Raw genomic sequence first — 16,530 nt, forward strand, 5'->3', positions numbered from 1 at the left:
CTGATTACAGGACATTTTCAATGACTGACACTGCTTCGCGCCCGCGTATTCTCATTGGGGTTACGGGCTCACTGGATGCCACGATGCTACCGTTGTACCTTCGGGCGATCAAGAATGAGATCGACTGTGAACTCACCGCGCTGTTTACACCGACTGCAACGAAATTCGTGAATATGGACGCGGTTGCGTTGTTTCTGGATCGGGTGATCAGCGGTGATAACCCCAAGGATTGGCCGACCGATAAACCGGGCCGCATTGTTGCGGATCACGATATTCTGGCCATTCTGCCTACGACGGCGAATACGCTGTCTGCGATAGCGCATGGATCCTCGCAAAACCGACTGACCACTGTGATTCTGGCCGCGACCTTTCCGGTGTTGCTGTTCCCTGTCATGGGCGGTCCGATGTGGGAAAAGCCGGCGGTGCGTCGCAACGTCTCCCAGCTGCGCGAAGACGGCTATGAGGTGTTTGAACCGGTTTGGCGCGAGAACTACGATCCGTTGCTGAAGATCCAGCACGGGCATCACTCGCTGCCTGATCCGGAGAAGGTTGTGCAGATTCTGCAAAATCGGTTGCCCACAGCTCGTTGATATCGGCCAATAGGGATCTGATACTATCCGGCGCAGATGTGCAGCTGCGCCGGTTTTACTGTGTGGGTTTTGCTGTGCGTCAGAGTGCGTCAATGATGACCGTAGCTGCGAATGTCCCGCCCCTTTCCCGTCCAAGAACCCGATGATCCTGCGCACGAAGGGACACCGTCACGCGATGCCGTCCGGTTGGTAGATGTCCAAGCACGACATTTGGCTGATAGGCAGTAGCGAGTTTTTTGTCACCAAGATGAATATGGGCATGCCCCCGCGCCAGGTTGGTGGCATTGCTGACGCAAAGGTCGGTGAAGACGAAATTCTCGACCTCGATCCGCAGGCGCCAACCATCCGCCGCGTTGTAGACGCTGCTGACCCGAAGGTCTGGCTGCGGTTGGTGAGCCGGAAGCGTGACAAAAAGTGCAGCGGGCAGGGCGTCCACCTGTTTGATTTGCGGCAAGCAGGCACAGATGGCAATGAGCGGGGTCGCGGCAAGCATGCTGATGCAGAACACTCTTTGCAGCATCCCGCTAGGCCCTTTGGGCTTCGGAAAGGGCGGCCTGCGGTCGCTGCAACAGATCAATAGGGGCGCCGCCGTGCAGCAGGAAGAATAGAAAAACCCCATATAGATTGCCATGCAGCAGGGGAGTTTCCTGCAGGCTGATTGCGAAGAAGGTGAAAGCACAGAGCAGAAACAGCGAGATGGGCCGTATCAATTGCCCAAGGGCCAGAAGAATGCCGGCCATCAGCTCAATCGCCATCATCGTCAGTGCAACAACCGATAGCGGCAGGCCGAAGAACCATATGTTCCCGTGCTCCAGAATTGCGATCAGCAGGGTGGGTTGCAGAAATTTCACCAAGACAGCGATCACTGCAAAGGTTCCGCCCATGGTTATTTGAACCAAGCTCCAGACCAACGAAGGCGCATTGGGCAAAAGCGGTGGGAGGCTTGGCGGCAGCAGGCGATCAAGGCTGAGTGAGCCACTACCAACATGCAGGAGCAGAAACGCCGGCGCGGCAAAATGGAAGCCGTAGTAGGCGATGAAGTCGAGGGAGAACAGGCAGCTGCCAAACGCAACAAGACCAAGGATGCCAAGAGCGGCCAGCCGTGTACCAAGGCCCAATACCAGCAACACAGATGTGATCAGCGCAGGCAACGCAAGCCAGTCCCAGCCAGGGATAAGAGCCAGCTGCATATCGGGGACAAACAGTGTTGGGGTGCTCCATGTTTCAGTGCCGTGCCGGGGCAGTCCGCCCAGAGCATTCATGCCCACAGTTGTCCCCAGACCAAGACGCAGGCACAACGGACCCCAGTCGTGACTGCGATGATTCAAGCTTCTGAAAAGCCGGTCCTCTGTTGGGCGCAAGAGTTGCCCCGCGAGCACGGCTGCGAATACGGCGAGCGTTGCGAAAAGGGCGAAGACAAGCAATAGGCCAGGGCTGCGAAACAGCTCGGGCACGCTGCGCTGTGACAGGGTTTGAACCTCTTGGGGCGTCAGCAGCCATGGTTCATGTGCTGCCGCAGATCCGCTGATCAGGATCATGCCGACGCCCAGACTGAGAACTATACGGGCAGAGACAGGCTGCGCCATAGTCTGGCTCCTTGGCTAGTGGCGAGCACATTCGCAGCAGGTCCCCGCAACAGGTGCAACCTGCTGCGGGGATTACGTTACCCTGACGGTGTTATTGTGACAGTTTTGAGGTCAGAACGCCCGCGCACTCCGTCGCTGCCGCGCTATCGTCGCCCGGACCGGCGTTTGCAGGGGTCAGAAATTCAGCGCTGATGTGGCTGCCGATCTGATAGCCGAGCATGTCGCCGACCGTGTTTGAGCGACGATAGTGTACGCCGCCGATGACACGCGATTCTGCTTCCTCTTCAGCGAATTGTGCGAAGGTCTGATAGTTGCGGCTGTAGCCGTCTTTCCCCTCAAAGCTGAAGGTAAACTCATCTGCACCAAAGACAGTTTCCATGACCTGCTGAGCGGCGCTTCCACTGGTGCAGTGTTGGCAGGGATATTCCGGATGCATGGGGGCAGCGACTAAGGGGGACCAGCCGTCTATCTTGTCCAGTGTCGGGTGGTCATAGCCTTTGCCCAGGGCGGCAATCGCAGTTTCCGGCCGCCAGAACTGATAGGTGTACTTGGCATTGAACCCGGCGACCAATGCGTCGGTCAGAGCAATATTCAACAGTGCAAGTGTCCGGGCTTCCTCAACCAGTGGGAGCGCGCAGGCGCGGCTGCTGTCGCGTGCAATCTGGTTCCAAGCTCCCGACCCGGACCCGGCATGAAGTTTTGCGATAGCGATCAACTCAGGATTGCTCTGCGACACTGCGCCGCCGAGTTTTGCGACCTCCGCCAGATCACGCTGAAACTGAAAACTGATGAGCTCCGGTGGCGGCGGCACGTCGAACTGCGTGGCGGAGGTAAGAGCAAAGGGCTGCATGTTGCGGATTTTGGGTGCAACCATGGGCCGCTCAGAGGTGGGCTGATAGACGCCGTTATCTGCCTGACCAGGGGTAAAATCGCTTGCGAAGTCAGCGCCGTCCGCTGCCCGTTTTTCGAGCACCGCCTCTGCGGCAAGCGCGCCGAGCTGCACGCCTGCCTCCCGCGCCTCATCATCTGTGATGTCGCCCAGGATTGCTTCGGCAGCGGCAGTCAGGTCTGCCTCCCGCTCTGGCATAAGGGTCTGCATGACAACCAGGGCCGCCTGCGTTACCGCAGCACGTCGATCGGCGCCGGGTTGCTGGGGGCCATCATATGCATAGGCATGATAGCTGCCATCAATTGCATTCGCAGCATCAAACATCGCAGCATGCAGCAATGCCAGCGTGCGCTGGCGTTGCGCGCCGGGCCATTTTTCCTCAACAACAAACCGCATTGCGGTTTCCTGCCAGTCGGCTGCCAATTCAGCCTGAGCCGATCCGCTGGCGGTAAAAAAGAGCGCGGTGGCCAGACCGGTGATACAGGTGTGCGAGAGCAGCTGGCGGCGCCATGGGGTCAGGGTCAACATCGGAGTACCTCGTCCGTAAAAAGTGCAGCTACAGGTAGAAACGCTTTGGCCGTTCGCACAAATCGAAAGTCCGGAAGGCGCCCCTCAGTATTTCTTCTGGAGCGCCTTCGTCGTGGTAAAAACAACGGGATCAGAACATTCCAAGGAGATGCCACCACAGCAGATCCAGCGGTGCCAAAAGCAGAAGGCTAATCAGAAAGAGGCTGAGACACAGTCGGATTACCGCCCCCGCGGGTAGGTTCCCGGCCTGAATGGCTGCGATCAATGGAGGTGCCTGAAACGGGAGGAAGACATTGGAGAACGCCACGACCTGTGTCATCAGGACCGTTTCGAGCGGCAAGCCAGTTGCGTCAGATAACTCGCCTGCAAGTGGGGTCATCACGGCTGGCACACCGGGTAGATTTGTGATCATCGCCACCAGCGTTGACAGCCCAATCAGGATCGATGTGTTCCATACCGGCCACTCCACAGCGAAGGCGACGGTTCCGGTGATGGCGCCCACTACAGCTTCGCCAAGCCCAGCGGAAGATATGACGGCGCCGAGGCCCATGATGCCGGCCACAAACAACAGGGCTCCGTAGCTGAGATCGGTGTTGATGCATCCTTTGCGCGTGAGATCTGCTCCTGGCAGTAAGCAGATCAATGCTGCTGCCATACCCACCCATGCGGGGGAGACCATATGGATCTGGTCGGTTAGCCACAGCAATAGGCACAACGCCAAAACGAGGCTCAAAATCCGTTCCTGGCGGCTGAATGGCGCGGCGGAGGGTGCTGCCTTGATGCTATGCGTTGGAATGCGGTCTGGAAACATCACCATGGCCAACCCGACCAGCACTGCGGATTTCACAACGCCAAGCACGGGAAAATGCAGCAGGAGATAGTCGAAATAGGAGATATTGATCCCATAGATAGTCTCCGACATTCCAACGAGGATCATATTTGGCGCATTCGCCGGCAGAATGGTGAAAGCCGGGGCGAAGGTGCCAAAGGTGGCAACTGCCAACATTCCGGTCCGACCATTTGAGGCAGCGCCAAAGCCGACGCGCTCCGCCAGTGCAGAGATCACCGGCAGCAGGATCATGATCCGCCCGATGGACGATGGCATCACAAAGGCCAGAGCCACGGAAAAGACCACGATGCCGGTCAGCAGGCCGCCGTAACTGCGTAGCGGCAGCAACGCGAGTATACCGGCAGCCCGTTTGTCGAGGGTGGTGTGCTTGATGGCAGCGCCTAGGACCAAGCCACTGAACAAAAGCCAAAACGTTGATGAGTGAAAGCCAGAGAAGATGGTTTCAGGCGCTGCGACGCCGAATATCACGGCGACCAGAAAAAAGGCCAAGGCCGTCCAATACTCAGGCACAAGACCGGTTGCCCAAAGACCAATCGCCCCAACCGAAAGGGCGGCAACACCCATCAGATCGGGGGACAGGTATATTGAGGTCGCGAAAGCTGACAGTCCGGCGCAGGTTAGGATCAGAACCACTGTCCAAAGGGAGCGCTTGTTTCGCAGCATTTGTGACAGGGATCGGCTTGCGCCGGTCAATTGATGTGCGGATGTTGGCGGGGCTGAGTTGCTTTGGTCGGTCATGCGTCTGAAGGTCCTCTGATCCGGGGTCAGGTCCCGATATGCCGCCCGTTAGGGGCCTGATGCTAATCGATTTATCAGAGACGGGGCCTCATAAAATCCAAACCCTCCGCTGGCCTCAGGGTTTCAATGCTATGAGTCTCAAGACCTCAGAAATTCTGAGGTTAACGCTCCGGATTTCCGATTTTACGATGGCTGACCTGCGCAATATCACGGGGCAACCGTTCCACGGTGGCCCGCCCAAACCTGTTTTGACAGGTGAGCCAGCCCATTCCCTCCCACATACCGTTTGCGAGACACCATGACCGATGCGATGCAACTTCTGAAAGTGCCCACCGAGGCGTTTGAAATCAGGCCAATTGGTGTGGTCCGCACCGGGTTTGAAGAAGTCAGAGACTGCCCGATGTCTGGACGCCGCAATCCAGCCACCAGTCGGATTGAGTTGGCCCCTGAATACCATGGCGCGCTACAGAATATCGAATTGGCCTCGCATCTGTGGGTGCTCTACTGGCTGCATAAATCCGACCGCACCGCGCGGATACGGCAGGCACGTGGGAGCCAGGTTGCCCGCGGGGTTTTTGCCAGCCGGGCGCCAAACCGCCCCAACCCCATCGGCCTGAGCGCGGTTCAATTGCTGAACCACTCCGATGGGGTTCTGACGATCAGTGGGCTGGATTGCATTGACGGCACCCCGGTTGTGGATCTGAAACCCGTTGTCCCACAGGAAGATGCCCGCCCCGAAGCCACTATCGGCTGGTAGCGCAGCCAATCACAGTGCTTCAGCCACAAAGAAAGTAGGCTCATGTCGTTCGTTCACCGGTTTATTCGCCCTCGTTTCCTTGCCCATGCTGCGGCTGCCGGACTGGCGCTTGGCGCTGCGCAGTATTTTGGTTTGGGTGCTGAGGCGCTCATGGCGGCAGAACCGGATCGCCAGAGGCCGTTGGTGATCACTGACAGCAAGGGCGACCGTGGCATGCTTGCGCCTTATGTTCATCGCAAAAACGGGATCGCCTATCTTTATACCAGTTACATCTTTGATACGCTTGTCAGCCAGGACGCAGATGGCAATTCGGTGCCGGGGCTGGCGCGGACTTGGACGCGATCTCAGGACGGTTTGAGTTACGCTCTTGAACTGCAACGGGATGCGAAATGGCATGACGGAACCCCGGTCACCGCAGATGATGTCGCCTTTACTCTGCGCTATATGGCTGAGCATCCTTATGTTTTTGGATCTGTCAAAGCGCTTGCCGGGATTGAGATCGAGGGGGTGCATGATCTGCGCATCCATATCAAACGCGCGGAATACGGCTTGGTCGAGGGTTTGTTTTCCGCAATTCCTATCCTGCCACGGCATATCTATGAGGGCGTGAAAGATCCTTTTCGATTTGCCACGCCGGAAGCCGCAGTTGGCAGTGGCCCCTATCGATTGGCCGCCTACGACAAGGCGCAGGGACGTTACAGGTTGGAGGCGACGGAAGATCACCCTCTCGGGCGGCCGCGGTTTGACCAGATCTGGATTGTAAAGATGGGTCCAGATGCCGCCCTTCAAGCGATGAGCGCCGGAGAGGTGGACGTGATTTCATACCTCCCCCCGGATCGCCTTCCTGAGGCTTTGGACGCTGGCTTTGCTGTCGAAACCTCGCCAAGTGACCATGTGTTGCGGCTGGGCTTCAATCATCGTGGACAGTTTCAAAAGAAAGAATTGCGCCAAGCCATTGCCTATGCCGTTGATCGTTCTGCGTTGCTGGAAATTGCATTTCCCGGGGTCGCTGAGCTTGCTGAGACAGGCTACTTTCAGCCCGGCTCCAAGTGGCAAAGTGACGAGGCAACGGAGGGTTACGCCTACGACCCGGCTCAGGCGCGCGACCTGTTATTGGCTGCAGGGTGGACCCAGAACAGCGCTGGCCGCTGGCAAACGCAGGGGGAGGAAATCCGCCTGCGGCTCCTCACGGATGGTCGTGAGGTGAAGCCCGCCAGAGTGATCGCTGAACAGTTGGAAGCGTTTGGATTTGCGGTTGATCTTCGGGTCATGGAGGTCGCCGCGCTGCGCAGTCTGGTGGCTGACGGCGACTATGATCTGACGTTGTTCTCATCCAGCACGTTGGGCGATCCGGGCAATATCCGGCGCAGGGTCTTCGGGCGCGGCTGGAACAGCGACCGTTTCCCTGCGGACCCTAAGATGGCAGGCCTGATCAAGGCGCAGGCCGTTGCTCAGAGTCAGGCCGAACGCCAGGAGATACTGGCCAGATTTCAGCAGCTTTATGCAGAGAACCTTCCGTCCTACATGTTGGTCAACCCGCTGATGGCAACCGTATTCAATGACAAACTGTCGGCACCGTTCATGCCGGGCGGGGTGGCCATTGGCATTCCGTCAGCGCTTCACAAATCCATATTCCTGGAGTGAACCGGTGGACAATGCCTCCCCCTCGTTGCTGGATCACCCGGTGCCGACGGAGATCACAGGCGCAGGATCGCCAGCTGTTGGGAGGTTTGCGGGCCTTGTCGGCGGGTTCGTTCTGCGGCTATTGATCTTCTGCTTTGTCATTGTGCTCTGCGCTGTGCTCTCGCGCATGATGCCGGGCGATACGCTGCAGGTCATGCTGTCAACGGATCTCGCACGGGGCCTTGGGACCGGCGAGGTGCAGCAATTGCAGGAGACGATGGGGCTGGGCGGGGGGATCGCCTCTCAGGTCTGGGCTTACCTGTCTAGGCTGCTCGCTGGCGATCTGGGCTATTCAATCCCCCACGCGGCGCCAGTTCTGCAGCTGTTACTGACTGCCTTGCCCTGGACTGGATTGTTGATCCTAGGTGCTATGCCGGTCTTCCTCATTGGTGGCGCTCTGGCGGGGATCGAGGCCGGGCAGCTGCCGGGCGGATCTGTGGATCGTTGGGTCACGCCTGTTGTCACCATGCTGGCAAGCCTACCACCATTCACCGGGGCAGTACTGCTGCTTCTTGTGTTTGGCATTCTGTGGCCCGTTCTGCCTACTGGTGGGGCAGAGCCACTTTTTCCCGCGATGGACCAGCTGGGACAGGCAGTGGGCGTTCTGCGTCACGCGATCCTGCCAATGCTGGCGTTGGCGCTGCATGAGTTGGCGCGGTTTTACTTTCTAGCCCGCGCTGAAACGCTCAATCTGGCCCAACGTGATTTCATAGTGAATGCACGGGCACGCGGAATCTCACCCTGGCGCCTTCGATGGGCCTATATCGGGCGCAGCCTGATACCCGCTTGCCTGTCACGGCTAAGCGATACGTTGACCGGGCTGGTCAGTGCCGTGTTCTTTGTGGAAATCGTTTTTTCCTACCCGGGCACTGGCTATCTGATCTACAGCGCCATCCTTGATCGGGACTATGGTCTGTTGCAGGGAGCGGTCGTATTTATGGCAGGCGTTGTCCTGCTTATGAACTGGTTGGTTGATGGCCTGTCCGGGCATCTTGCGAGGCGTGGCTAAATGCAGCTGGCATCCCGACGGAATCTGCTTTTCGCCGCAGTCATCCTGCTGTGCCTTGCCATCTGGCTGGCTGAGGCGGTTGGATGGCTCGAATATCATAGCAGCAGAGCGGTGCTGGTGTCGCCGGGGCTGGGGCATTGGCTGGGTACAAATGAGATTGGGCAGGATGTGCTGATCGGGCTGATACTTGCCACGCCGACCACACTGACGTTGGCCATGGCAACTGCGGTGGTGACGGTGAGCCTTGCTGTGGGGGCGGCAAGCCTTGTGGTGTTTGGCGGCCCATTCTTATCTGCGCTTATGCTGCGGTGCGTGGATGTGTTGCAAGTTGTTCCGACCATGCTGCTTCTCCTGCTTGTCGCGGCCTTGGTAAGTCCCGGTTTCATGGCGTTGTTCCTATTGTTGGTGCTGACAGGTTGGAGCGATGACGTGCGGGTGGCGGCGGCGGTGTTGCGGCGAGAGGCTCTGCGCGAAAATGTCCAATATGCCCGCGTGATGGGGGCAGGGTGGTTTTATTGCTGGCGCTGGCACCTTTTTGCAGCGCTGCGCCCGCTTTTGGGCGCACTGATGGTTCAAAATATCAGACAGGCCGCGCTGAAGTCTGCGGGCCTGGCGTTTCTGGGCCTGACTGATCCACGTTTGTTAACTTGGGGAAGCATGATGCAATCGGCGATGGATCAGCTCTATACCGGCGCGTGGATGTGGCTCCTGTTGCCGCCGGCGGCGCTTTTGTCGCTGTTGTTGCATACGACACTGAAATTAGGTGACCGGCGCTTGCGCTCTGGTGCGGTTTTAGGGCCTGTGTTTTGATCCGGGTCGATCATCTCTGCCTCTGGCATGGGCCCCGCACGATCTTTCGGGATGTCTCGTTTGAGGTACCCAAAGGGCAGACACTGGCACTGCTGGGAGCGTCCGGTAGCGGTAAGACTTCGCTGGCGCGGCTATTGCTCGGTGTGTTGCCTGGCCGTCATGTGAAGACAGCTGATCAAAACGGGGATGGCTTCAGATGGTCAGGGCGCGCGGAGGTGCTGGGCGTCGATATGCTGCGTGCTCCGCTTGCAGAGCAGCGCAAACTGCGGCGAACGGACCTGAGCCTGATCGTACAGGCCCTGTCGGACGCGTTAAACCCGCATCAGACCGTTTTTCAACATGTGGCAGAGCTGCTCCCGCACAGCCGCCGCCGGACCTCACTGGCTTTGGCATTGTGCAAGCGGTTCAATATTCCAGAGCGCATCCTGCATAGATATCCTGCGACCCTTAGCGGTGGCGAAATCCAGCGGGTTTTGACGGCGTTGGCTTTGGCGCGTGATCCGCAGGTTCTGATCCTTGACGAACCGACCGCTGCGCTGGATCACGGCAATCGCGCACTGGCGGTTGCTGCACTCAGCGCGGGGCAGGCGCAGCGAAGCCAATTGCTGATCACCCATGATTTTGATCTGGCAGCGCAGATGGCAGATCGCATGGTGATCCTGCATGACAAACAGCTGGTGGATCGCGGTCCTGCGGTTGAGATGCTGATGCAGCCGGGCGGGAGCGCCGTGGTCCACCGCACGCGTGCTACGGCGCAACGGGGCATAGCCCCGTTGGTTCCAGGGCCCGAACCGCTGCCGACGAGCCCGTCGGGGCTGGTGATCCAGAGGCTGTCGCACCAACAGACCGGAACGCTGGTGTTGCGTGACATTTCAGCCGCCGTCAGACCAGGTCGGTGTCTGGCGATCTTTGGCCCGAGCGGCGGCGGTAAGTCTACGCTGGCCCGCTTGCTCTGCGGATACGAACGTTTGCAGACGGGCCGTATTTTGTGGCGGGCCCGCGATGAATCCCAGCCTCGGATATGCCGTCCACAGGAGCTGGCTTTGGTCTCGCAGCATCCCCATCGGGCAATGGCGCGACATATGAGTGTGCGTGATGTGCTGAGCGATGCGATGCGGCTGTGTCGCCGCATAGGTCGCGCGGGCCACGATGTCGATATTGCAGGGCTGATGCAGAGAGTTGACCTGCCGCATTCGGGCGCCTTTTTGTCAAGGCGCGCAGCAGACCTGTCCGGAGGCGAGGCGCAGCGTCTGACCATTGCGCGTGCCTTGGTGTCGCGGCCGCGCTGCATGATTGCGGATGAACCGACGGCATCGCTGGACAGCGATACTCGCGATACCATTCTCAAACTGTTCAGGCGCCTTATGGCACAGGAACAGTTGGCCCTGATCGTGTTTACTCACGACCCGAAGGTGGCAGAGGCCTTGGGTCATGATATCCGGTTTCTCTCAGAGGGGCAGCTGCGCCTGAGTCCTTCCGGCGTTGCAGCTTAGCGGCGATTGGCTTCACTCTGTGCTGCCTGCAGCGCACGTACCTCTGCTGAAAGCCAATCAAGGTTGTCATCTGCGATCCCAAGATCGCGCAGATGATCGGCCGTATTCCACAGATAGTCACAATTGGGGCCGCGTTCACCCGCTGCATGGGCGATGATCTCCGCCTGCCGGGGCAGGCTGTGGTTGTCGTACTGCTCATGATCTCGATTGACGACATAGGTCAGCGCCTCGACCATGCGGCCATCCGCGAGGGCAAGCGGCGTCTTGATCTCACGGTATGCGGGATTGAACAGCTCGCGCGCGCGCAGGTCTTTCAGGACCTCTGGTTCCTGACCGGATGGCACGGCCAAGGCGACGCCGTTGCAGATCGCGTCTTCTGCGGCGTCTAATGCGAGCACCAGGCCAGGCTGCGCAAATGTGCCGCGATAGCGCAGAGAATTCAGGCAGAACCGGCGCTGATAGCCGCTGAGCTGGGCGGGCAGCTGCTCGGCTGGTTCAAATCCGGGGTCCCAGATCAATGACCCATAAGCAAAAACCCAAAGTGTGTCGGACATTATGCAGTTCCTTGATGCGGCGAGGATGCGCCCCTGTCGAAAAAAGGCGGAGGAGGTCAGGGGCCCCTCCTCCGCCAGGCAGATCAGTCTGTCAGCTGGCGATAGGAGGTCACCAGACTGCTGTAAGGGGGCACAAAGACTGAACGCGTTTCGTCGCCGATCTGGACCGTTTCCTTGACGTCGAAATGCAAATGAATCGGCAGTTCCGAGATCCAGGAATTCGACACTCTGCCAAGGCGATCGCCTTTGGACACCTTGTCCAGCGGGGCAACGGCGAGATCGTCCATATTCATGTGAACATAGCGATAAAGCGTGCCGGAGGGCGTCTGCAAGGTCAGGGCAAAGCGTCCTACATGCGCAATCACGCCGTCCTCTACGGCAACCGCCCAATGGGTGTCGCTCTGGCAGGTTGCGGGGCGAATATCTTGTCCCTGATGGCCGCCGGATGCACAGACCGGCAGGTCTGAACGTCGCAGCTCGCAGAAATTGTCGCGCCACGGATAGCTGTAATTGACGGTGTCACACTGGCTTCCGCCATTCCCCTTGAACCCGCCGGGCGCATAAACGTGGGAGTTCGCATAGGCTGGTCCACTTTCCAGAGGGAAACGCATATCGGGATAGAGAACCGCCCCGATCGAGAGACCAATACCGGTATCTTTGATCAGGTCACCGGGCGCCTTGAAGCGGTCATCTGCATTTGCTGGAGCGGCGATAATCAGTGCCGAGAGGGCGAGAGCGCCGCAAAAGAGGCTTGTTGCGCGTGGTGTCATTGATCCGCTCCTTTCACTACCGTGAGGGAGTGTGCCAGTTCGGCAAGATAGTCTGGCTTAATACAGCGCGTATCCTCGGTCGGCGCATCACAGGTGATCCGCAACGTGTAGCTCCCGCCAAAGCGGCTAAGCATATGATCAGCCCCGTCGCCGATGGACTCATAGGATCGGGCTTGATGTTTGAAGGTCAGTCCGGGCACGTCTACAAGATGCGTTCGGCTCCCCAGGACACTCACTTGAGCGCCCTCCAATTGGTAGTAGGCGGTGTAGGCATCTCGCTGCCCTCGAAACGCTGGGAGACCGGCCGCAGTATTGCTCCCGAGGATCATGACAGCCATAGCCATATCATCAAATCCGTCAGGCTCGGTTGCGAGAAACGCAGCCGTGAGGGCCCGGTCGTCTGCACTTGCCTCGTGAAATGCGGATGTGGCGGCCGCCCAGTCAATGCTGCTCACGGCGCGTGTAGCGGGTTCCCCGGAGGGTTTATCGATCGCAAGGGCGGGGAGTGCCATCAGCGTAAGCGCCGCAGCTGTAGCCACGATCGCTCCAGCAGCTTTGGCACAGGGGGATGAGGTCATCGTTTCTCTCCAGTCTTCGTCTATTGAAGTTTGCTCCGCTCTAGGCGGGTTCCAGCGTTTTTTCCGTTGCGGGATCGGTGGCTTTCTTGGCCTTAGCGTGCAACCGGGCCATCTGGCCGAAAATATTGCGGCGGTGCATTTCCTCGGTGCCGCCCACGCTGCAGAACGCCAGAGCATCCCGCAGAAAGGTGGTAATCTGCCCCTCGTGGTAGCCCTTGCTGCCGTAGAGCTTCATCAGGTCCATCGCACCCTCGACGATGGTTTCGGCACCGACGAGTTTGGAAATCGAACAGGTCATCGCGGCTTCCGGCGCACCGCTGAGCAGCTGGTGCAGGGCGCCGTAGGATACCCACTTTGCGCTTTCGGTACCGATGCGAATATCGGTCAGCTTTTTCTGAATATACTGATGCTCGATGATCGGGACATCAAACGTCGTCCGTTTCTTGGAGAAATCAAATGCCTCAGTAAGCATAGGTTCAATCAACCAAGCCGCCGCCAGACCATAGTACAGACGCCCCATGGAGACGATATTCACAAGGTTCCGAAGGCCTGCTCCCGGTTCGCCCAGAAGATGGCCGTAGTGGAGCGGCACATCATCAAATCGCATTTGGCCAGTCGGTAGGTCCAGATTACCCAGCTTGCGATCCTGCGCGCCAATCGTAAGACCGGGGCTATCGGCATCAAGCAATACGAGTGAAATGCCTTCGCGCCCGTGGTCACTCAGCTTACAGACAACAAGAATGAAGCTGGCGACCGGGGCATGGGCGATGTTGTATTTCGCGCCGCTCAAACGGAAGGTCTCATTGGGACCAGGGGTCAACAGCGACGATGTTGCGCGCACATCGGTGCCGGTGTCGGGATCCGCGATTGCAGTTGCACTCAGCTCACCATTGAGGATCCGGCCCAGATATTCGCGTTTCTGACTGTCGCTGCCATACAGGTCCAATGCGCGAACCATACCAGCTTGCGCGATCACCGACAGCAACATTCCGGGGGTACGCAAGGTGGCCGCAAGACCTTCCAGCGCGGCAGTAAAGCCCCACCAATCCCGGCCATCACCGCCGAATTCGCGCGGCACGATCATCCGCCACAAACCAGCGGCGGTCAGCCGATCCCAAGTGCGCTGATCAAAAGCCCGACGCCCCAGGTGCAGCTCATCCGGGTCGGCCATTTTCCCAATCGCCGCAAAGGCGATGCGGGTCTGCTGCTGCTCAGCTGTCCAGTTCAATTGCATGTCTTCGTCCTCGCAAACAGGGATCAGGCGGTTTCCTGAAAAGCTGCAACGCTTTCTTTGAAGGCATCCGGCACCGGATAGGTGGCCTGTTTGTCGTAGTCGAACATCACATGCACCGATTTGGCATTGGCTACGACGCGGCGATCGCCATCGTCGATATGCATCACATGTTCCATCTCGAAGCTCTTACCGCCGAAGCTGATCACCCGGCTGCAAACGACGAGGTTGTCGCCATACAACGCCTGAGAAATGTAGTCGCAGGAGGTTTTGACCATGATATGGGGCAGTTTCTCGGACTTTGGCAGCTCAAGAAGGTCATGCATGTATTCCAGATAGGCAGACTGCATGTAGTCATAATAGACGGGGCTGCTGACATGGCCCATGGAATCGGTATCGCGGTAACGGATTTCGACCGGGGTTTCGAAGGCTTTGTTGGACATGGTGTCTCTCCTGTTGGTGTAGATTGTCGGGGCAGGCTCAGGCGTGCTGGGTGCAGTCCTGGCAGGCCCGCTTTTCCAGCGGACCATGGATGGTAAATCCCATAGGAACGGGACCGAATTTGCGCAGAATTGGCAGCCCGAATTTCTCGGCCGCGCAGAGCGTGGTGATACAGCCGTCGGCGTGGCCCTCGGCACAGTCGCGCGCGGCTATGACGTTGCTGGAGACAAAGCGCCGCTCAACCGTGATCGGGAGCAGCTTTTCAGGTGCAGGATGGGTCGCGCAGATCTTGGGCTCCGCTCCGGTGCGGGAGGCGAGGACCATATTGTCTGTATTCATGATGAACACATCCAGCAGTTTCATCTTCTGGATATGCGCGTAGATGATTGAGTGCAGATGCGGGTAAGCCACCACGCCAACCAAAACCGCTCCATCCTGGCAAGCGACACTGTCTGCGGCCTGTTCCATCGTCCGGTGCAGTTTTACCGAAGCGCCCTGACAACGTCGCATTGCCCAGGATAGGGCTGCACGCTCACAATTTGTACCAGCCGGGCCTAGTGTATGAACCTGTTTCACCCAGCCGAATGTTTCGGGGTGCGGAATATACTCGGGGTCGGCGTTATTTTCGATTTGAAGATCCATCACTTGTCTTTTCCGCTAAATGGTATTGATATGAGAGCATTTGCGATGCCTTATCAATTTACCCAAATTTTATTTGGATATTGAGGTAAGGACAAATTTTCATGATTGTTGTGGTGGGTTCTTGTTTAGGTTTGCGCCAGCCCTACGTCACAGTTTTAAACGAATCTAATTTCTTGACCCCATCGAAGCGGTAAAGGCTTCGCTGAACAATTCAAAAAACCTGATGCTGTTCCTCAGGTATAATGAGGAATGGGTCATAATTTCACGAATGGCGTGGAAAAGCGGAAATTAGCGCTACAAGTCACGTGTGGCATCCAGCGTGTTACTAGATAGATGGGCGGAATGTCGCTCACACGATAAGGTCGTCAGTTTGAGGTCCAAAAGATAGCCTGCTTCACTCTCTGGAGCGAAACAGGCTTTGGTCAGTTGGATACATCTTACAGTCGGCGTCACGCTTTTTAAGGTCCGCGACGGCGACATACCGGAATAATCAGAGGGGACTACCCATGAGGGCCACTGTCAGTGTCGGTCTGACTGAGCCGGGTTCCGACCAACGCCGTCATAGAGATCAAGGCAGCGCTCAAACCAGTGTGAAACGAGATCATCTTTTTCAAACAGTGTGTTGGGCGCGCATACGTTACACCACTGGAGGGTACCGAAAAGGGTATAGTCCGCATAGGCAGGCATCGCCCCGGACAGCCAGTCCTGGGTGGCCAGCAGGTCGCGTATCGGCGAAAGTTTTTCCGGCAGCAACGCGCGTTCGGCCTCGCCACCTTCGGCCATAACCTCAAGTGGCATGCCAAACCGGCGTTCACGGGCGGATCGGAAATAGACCTGGTCAGCCGGGGACATCAGATTGTGCATATCCATGACAGCAATGGTCGCGAGGCTGGGGTGGAGGACGGTCTTACAGTAGCTTTCCACGAAACGGGTCAGCGCTACCGCCCCTTTGCCATCGAACAGAGCCGGAGCGTCAGCATAGGTTTCATCGAGATAGCGGGCAATGTCGAAACTCTCTCCCAAAACCGTATTGCCATCACGTAGCACAGGAACGCTGCTATAGCTTCCATCTTCTACACTTGGGATATCTGCGAAAGAGACAGGGATAAGATCGTATTCTAGCCCTTTATGACTCAGGGCCATAATTATTTTCCATACATGTGGTGAATAGTGACGTTTTCCGTCCTCGCCACACAGGCTGTATAGTCTGCGGTCCATCTGGGCGCTCCATATTGAAATTATAGGAAAGATCGTAGCCTGAAAATCAGGAATCAATTCTCAGTAATTATCAGAACTTTACCCACATAGATGAAATCGGCAATATGTTTGTTATAAAACTCCCGGGCGGAGAAATAAGAGCTGTATTGATGTGCTGGCAGGG

The 16,530-nt window shown here is 57.8% G+C and carries 17 protein-coding genes; 6 read left to right on the forward strand and 11 right to left on the reverse strand.

Translation table 11 applies throughout. The features are described 5' to 3' along the window. The first annotated feature begins 20 nt into the window (after positions 1-20). Positions 21-590, forward strand: a complete 570-nt coding sequence (locus J4721_RS01580) for a flavoprotein (RefSeq protein ID WP_014881712.1) — start codon at positions 21-23, stop codon at positions 588-590. Positions 591-669: 79 nt separating this feature from the next. On the opposite strand, the gene J4721_RS01585 is transcribed toward J4721_RS01580, so the two are convergent. From J4721_RS01585 to J4721_RS01600, 4 genes are all read right to left on the reverse strand, one after another. Then, positions 670-1,110, reverse strand: coding sequence for a hypothetical protein (locus tag J4721_RS01585; protein ID WP_211001962.1), 441 nt, complete (start codon positions 1,108-1,110; stop codon positions 670-672). Positions 1,111-1,114: 4 nt separating this feature from the next. Further along, positions 1,115-2,176, reverse strand: coding sequence for a hypothetical protein (locus J4721_RS01590; protein WP_211001963.1), 1,062 nt, complete (start codon positions 2,174-2,176; stop codon positions 1,115-1,117). Positions 2,177-2,267: 91 nt separating this feature from the next. Continuing rightward, the gene (locus tag J4721_RS01595) at positions 2,268-3,593 is read right to left on the reverse strand and encodes a vanadium-dependent haloperoxidase (RefSeq protein ID WP_211001964.1); all 1,326 of its coding nucleotides are present in this window, start codon (positions 3,591-3,593) and stop codon (positions 2,268-2,270) included. 130 nt (positions 3,594-3,723) lie between these two features. Then, on the reverse strand, positions 3,724-5,181 hold the full coding sequence (locus J4721_RS01600) for an SLC13 family permease (RefSeq protein ID WP_102875461.1): 1,458 nt from the start codon (positions 5,179-5,181) through the stop codon (positions 3,724-3,726). Between the two features lie 310 nt (positions 5,182-5,491). Here J4721_RS01600 and tsaA point away from each other — a divergent pair, with 310 nt between their 5' ends. The 5 genes from tsaA to J4721_RS01625 are packed head-to-tail and all read left to right on the forward strand — an operon-like array spanning position 5,492 to position 10,933. Further along, on the forward strand, positions 5,492-5,938 hold the full coding sequence (gene tsaA / locus J4721_RS01605; protein WP_027246541.1) for a tRNA (N6-threonylcarbamoyladenosine(37)-N6)-methyltransferase TrmO: 447 nt from the start codon (positions 5,492-5,494) through the stop codon (positions 5,936-5,938). A 42-nt stretch (positions 5,939-5,980) separates the two neighbouring features. Next, positions 5,981-7,582, forward strand: a complete 1,602-nt coding sequence (locus J4721_RS01610) for an ABC transporter substrate-binding protein (protein WP_211001965.1) — start codon at positions 5,981-5,983, stop codon at positions 7,580-7,582. A gap of 4 nt (positions 7,583-7,586) precedes the next feature. After that, the gene (locus J4721_RS01615; protein ID WP_211001966.1) at positions 7,587-8,630 is read left to right on the forward strand and encodes an ABC transporter permease; all 1,044 of its coding nucleotides are present in this window, start codon (positions 7,587-7,589) and stop codon (positions 8,628-8,630) included. After that, positions 8,631-9,440: an ABC transporter permease gene (locus tag J4721_RS01620; protein ID WP_211001967.1), complete on the forward strand. Its 810-nt coding sequence runs from the start codon at positions 8,631-8,633 to the stop codon at positions 9,438-9,440. After that, a complete protein-coding gene (locus J4721_RS01625; RefSeq protein WP_211001968.1) occupies positions 9,437-10,933 on the forward strand; it encodes an ABC transporter ATP-binding protein in 1,497 nt (498 codons plus the stop codon). Before J4721_RS01620 ends, J4721_RS01625 begins: the two co-directional genes overlap by 4 nt. Here J4721_RS01625 and J4721_RS01630 read toward each other — a convergent pair. The 7 genes from J4721_RS01630 to J4721_RS01660 all read right to left on the reverse strand — a co-directional run bounded on the left by J4721_RS01630 (position 10,930) and on the right by J4721_RS01660 (position 16,367). After that, positions 10,930-11,487 (reverse strand): gamma-glutamylcyclotransferase, encoded by a 558-nt coding sequence (locus J4721_RS01630; protein WP_102856074.1) that lies wholly within the window; start codon positions 11,485-11,487, stop codon positions 10,930-10,932. The two genes, J4721_RS01625 and J4721_RS01630, sit on opposite strands and share 4 nt — an antisense overlap. An 83-nt stretch (positions 11,488-11,570) precedes the next feature. After that, complete coding sequence (locus J4721_RS01635) at positions 11,571-12,257, reverse strand: M23 family metallopeptidase (protein WP_102859782.1); 687 nt, start codon at positions 12,255-12,257, stop codon at positions 11,571-11,573. Further along, entirely contained in the window at positions 12,254-12,835 is a 582-nt protein-coding gene (locus tag J4721_RS01640; RefSeq protein WP_102875466.1) for a hypothetical protein, read from the reverse strand. The genes J4721_RS01635 and J4721_RS01640 overlap by 4 nt, the downstream gene beginning before the upstream one ends. A 40-nt stretch (positions 12,836-12,875) precedes the next feature. Continuing rightward, positions 12,876-14,069, reverse strand: a complete 1,194-nt coding sequence (locus J4721_RS01645) for an acyl-CoA dehydrogenase family protein (RefSeq protein WP_102875467.1) — start codon at positions 14,067-14,069, stop codon at positions 12,876-12,878. Positions 14,070-14,092: 23 nt separating this feature from the next. Continuing rightward, a complete protein-coding gene (locus J4721_RS01650; protein ID WP_014889285.1) occupies positions 14,093-14,509 on the reverse strand; it encodes a thioesterase family protein in 417 nt (138 codons plus the stop codon). Between the two features lie 37 nt (positions 14,510-14,546). Beyond that, positions 14,547-15,149 carry a hypothetical protein gene (locus J4721_RS01655; RefSeq protein WP_014889286.1) on the reverse strand — a complete coding sequence of 201 codons (603 nt, stop codon included), beginning with the start codon at positions 15,147-15,149 and terminating at the stop codon, positions 14,547-14,549. 519 nt (positions 15,150-15,668) lie between these two features. Then, positions 15,669-16,367 carry a glutathione S-transferase family protein gene (locus J4721_RS01660; RefSeq protein WP_211001969.1) on the reverse strand — a complete coding sequence of 233 codons (699 nt, stop codon included), beginning with the start codon at positions 16,365-16,367 and terminating at the stop codon, positions 15,669-15,671. Between the last annotated feature and the right edge of the window lie 163 nt (positions 16,368-16,530).

The sequence above is a fragment of the Phaeobacter sp. HS011 genome, assembly GCF_018101215.1.
Taxonomy (GTDB): Bacteria; Pseudomonadota; Alphaproteobacteria; order Rhodobacterales; family Rhodobacteraceae; genus Phaeobacter; species Phaeobacter inhibens.

Bases quoted from the DNA above. Each gene is read 5' to 3' on its own strand.
- J4721_RS01580 (WP_014881712.1), top strand. From the start codon at position 21: ATGACTGACACTGCTTCGCGCCCGCGTATTCTCATTGGGGTTACGGGC.
- J4721_RS01585 (WP_211001962.1), bottom strand. From the start codon at position 1,110: ATGCTGCAAAGAGTGTTCTGCATCAGCATGCTTGCCGCGACCCCGCTC.
- J4721_RS01590 (WP_211001963.1), bottom strand. From the start codon at position 2,176: ATGGCGCAGCCTGTCTCTGCCCGTATAGTTCTCAGTCTGGGCGTCGGC.
- J4721_RS01595 (WP_211001964.1), bottom strand. From the start codon at position 3,593: ATGTTGACCCTGACCCCATGGCGCCGCCAGCTGCTCTCGCACACCTGT.
- J4721_RS01600 (WP_102875461.1), bottom strand. From the start codon at position 5,181: ATGACCGACCAAAGCAACTCAGCCCCGCCAACATCCGCACATCAATTG.
- tsaA (WP_027246541.1), top strand. From the start codon at position 5,492: ATGCAACTTCTGAAAGTGCCCACCGAGGCGTTTGAAATCAGGCCAATT.
- J4721_RS01610 (WP_211001965.1), top strand. From the start codon at position 5,981: ATGTCGTTCGTTCACCGGTTTATTCGCCCTCGTTTCCTTGCCCATGCT.
- J4721_RS01620 (WP_211001967.1), top strand. From the start codon at position 8,631: ATGCAGCTGGCATCCCGACGGAATCTGCTTTTCGCCGCAGTCATCCTG.
- J4721_RS01630 (WP_102856074.1), bottom strand. From the start codon at position 11,487: ATGTCCGACACACTTTGGGTTTTTGCTTATGGGTCATTGATCTGGGAC.
- J4721_RS01635 (WP_102859782.1), bottom strand. From the start codon at position 12,257: ATGACACCACGCGCAACAAGCCTCTTTTGCGGCGCTCTCGCCCTCTCG.
- J4721_RS01640 (WP_102875466.1), bottom strand. From the start codon at position 12,835: ATGACCTCATCCCCCTGTGCCAAAGCTGCTGGAGCGATCGTGGCTACA.
- J4721_RS01645 (WP_102875467.1), bottom strand. From the start codon at position 14,069: ATGCAATTGAACTGGACAGCTGAGCAGCAGCAGACCCGCATCGCCTTT.
- J4721_RS01650 (WP_014889285.1), bottom strand. From the start codon at position 14,509: ATGTCCAACAAAGCCTTCGAAACCCCGGTCGAAATCCGTTACCGCGAT.
- J4721_RS01655 (WP_014889286.1), bottom strand. From the start codon at position 15,149: ATGGATCTTCAAATCGAAAATAACGCCGACCCCGAGTATATTCCGCAC.
- J4721_RS01660 (WP_211001969.1), bottom strand. From the start codon at position 16,367: ATGGACCGCAGACTATACAGCCTGTGTGGCGAGGACGGAAAACGTCAC.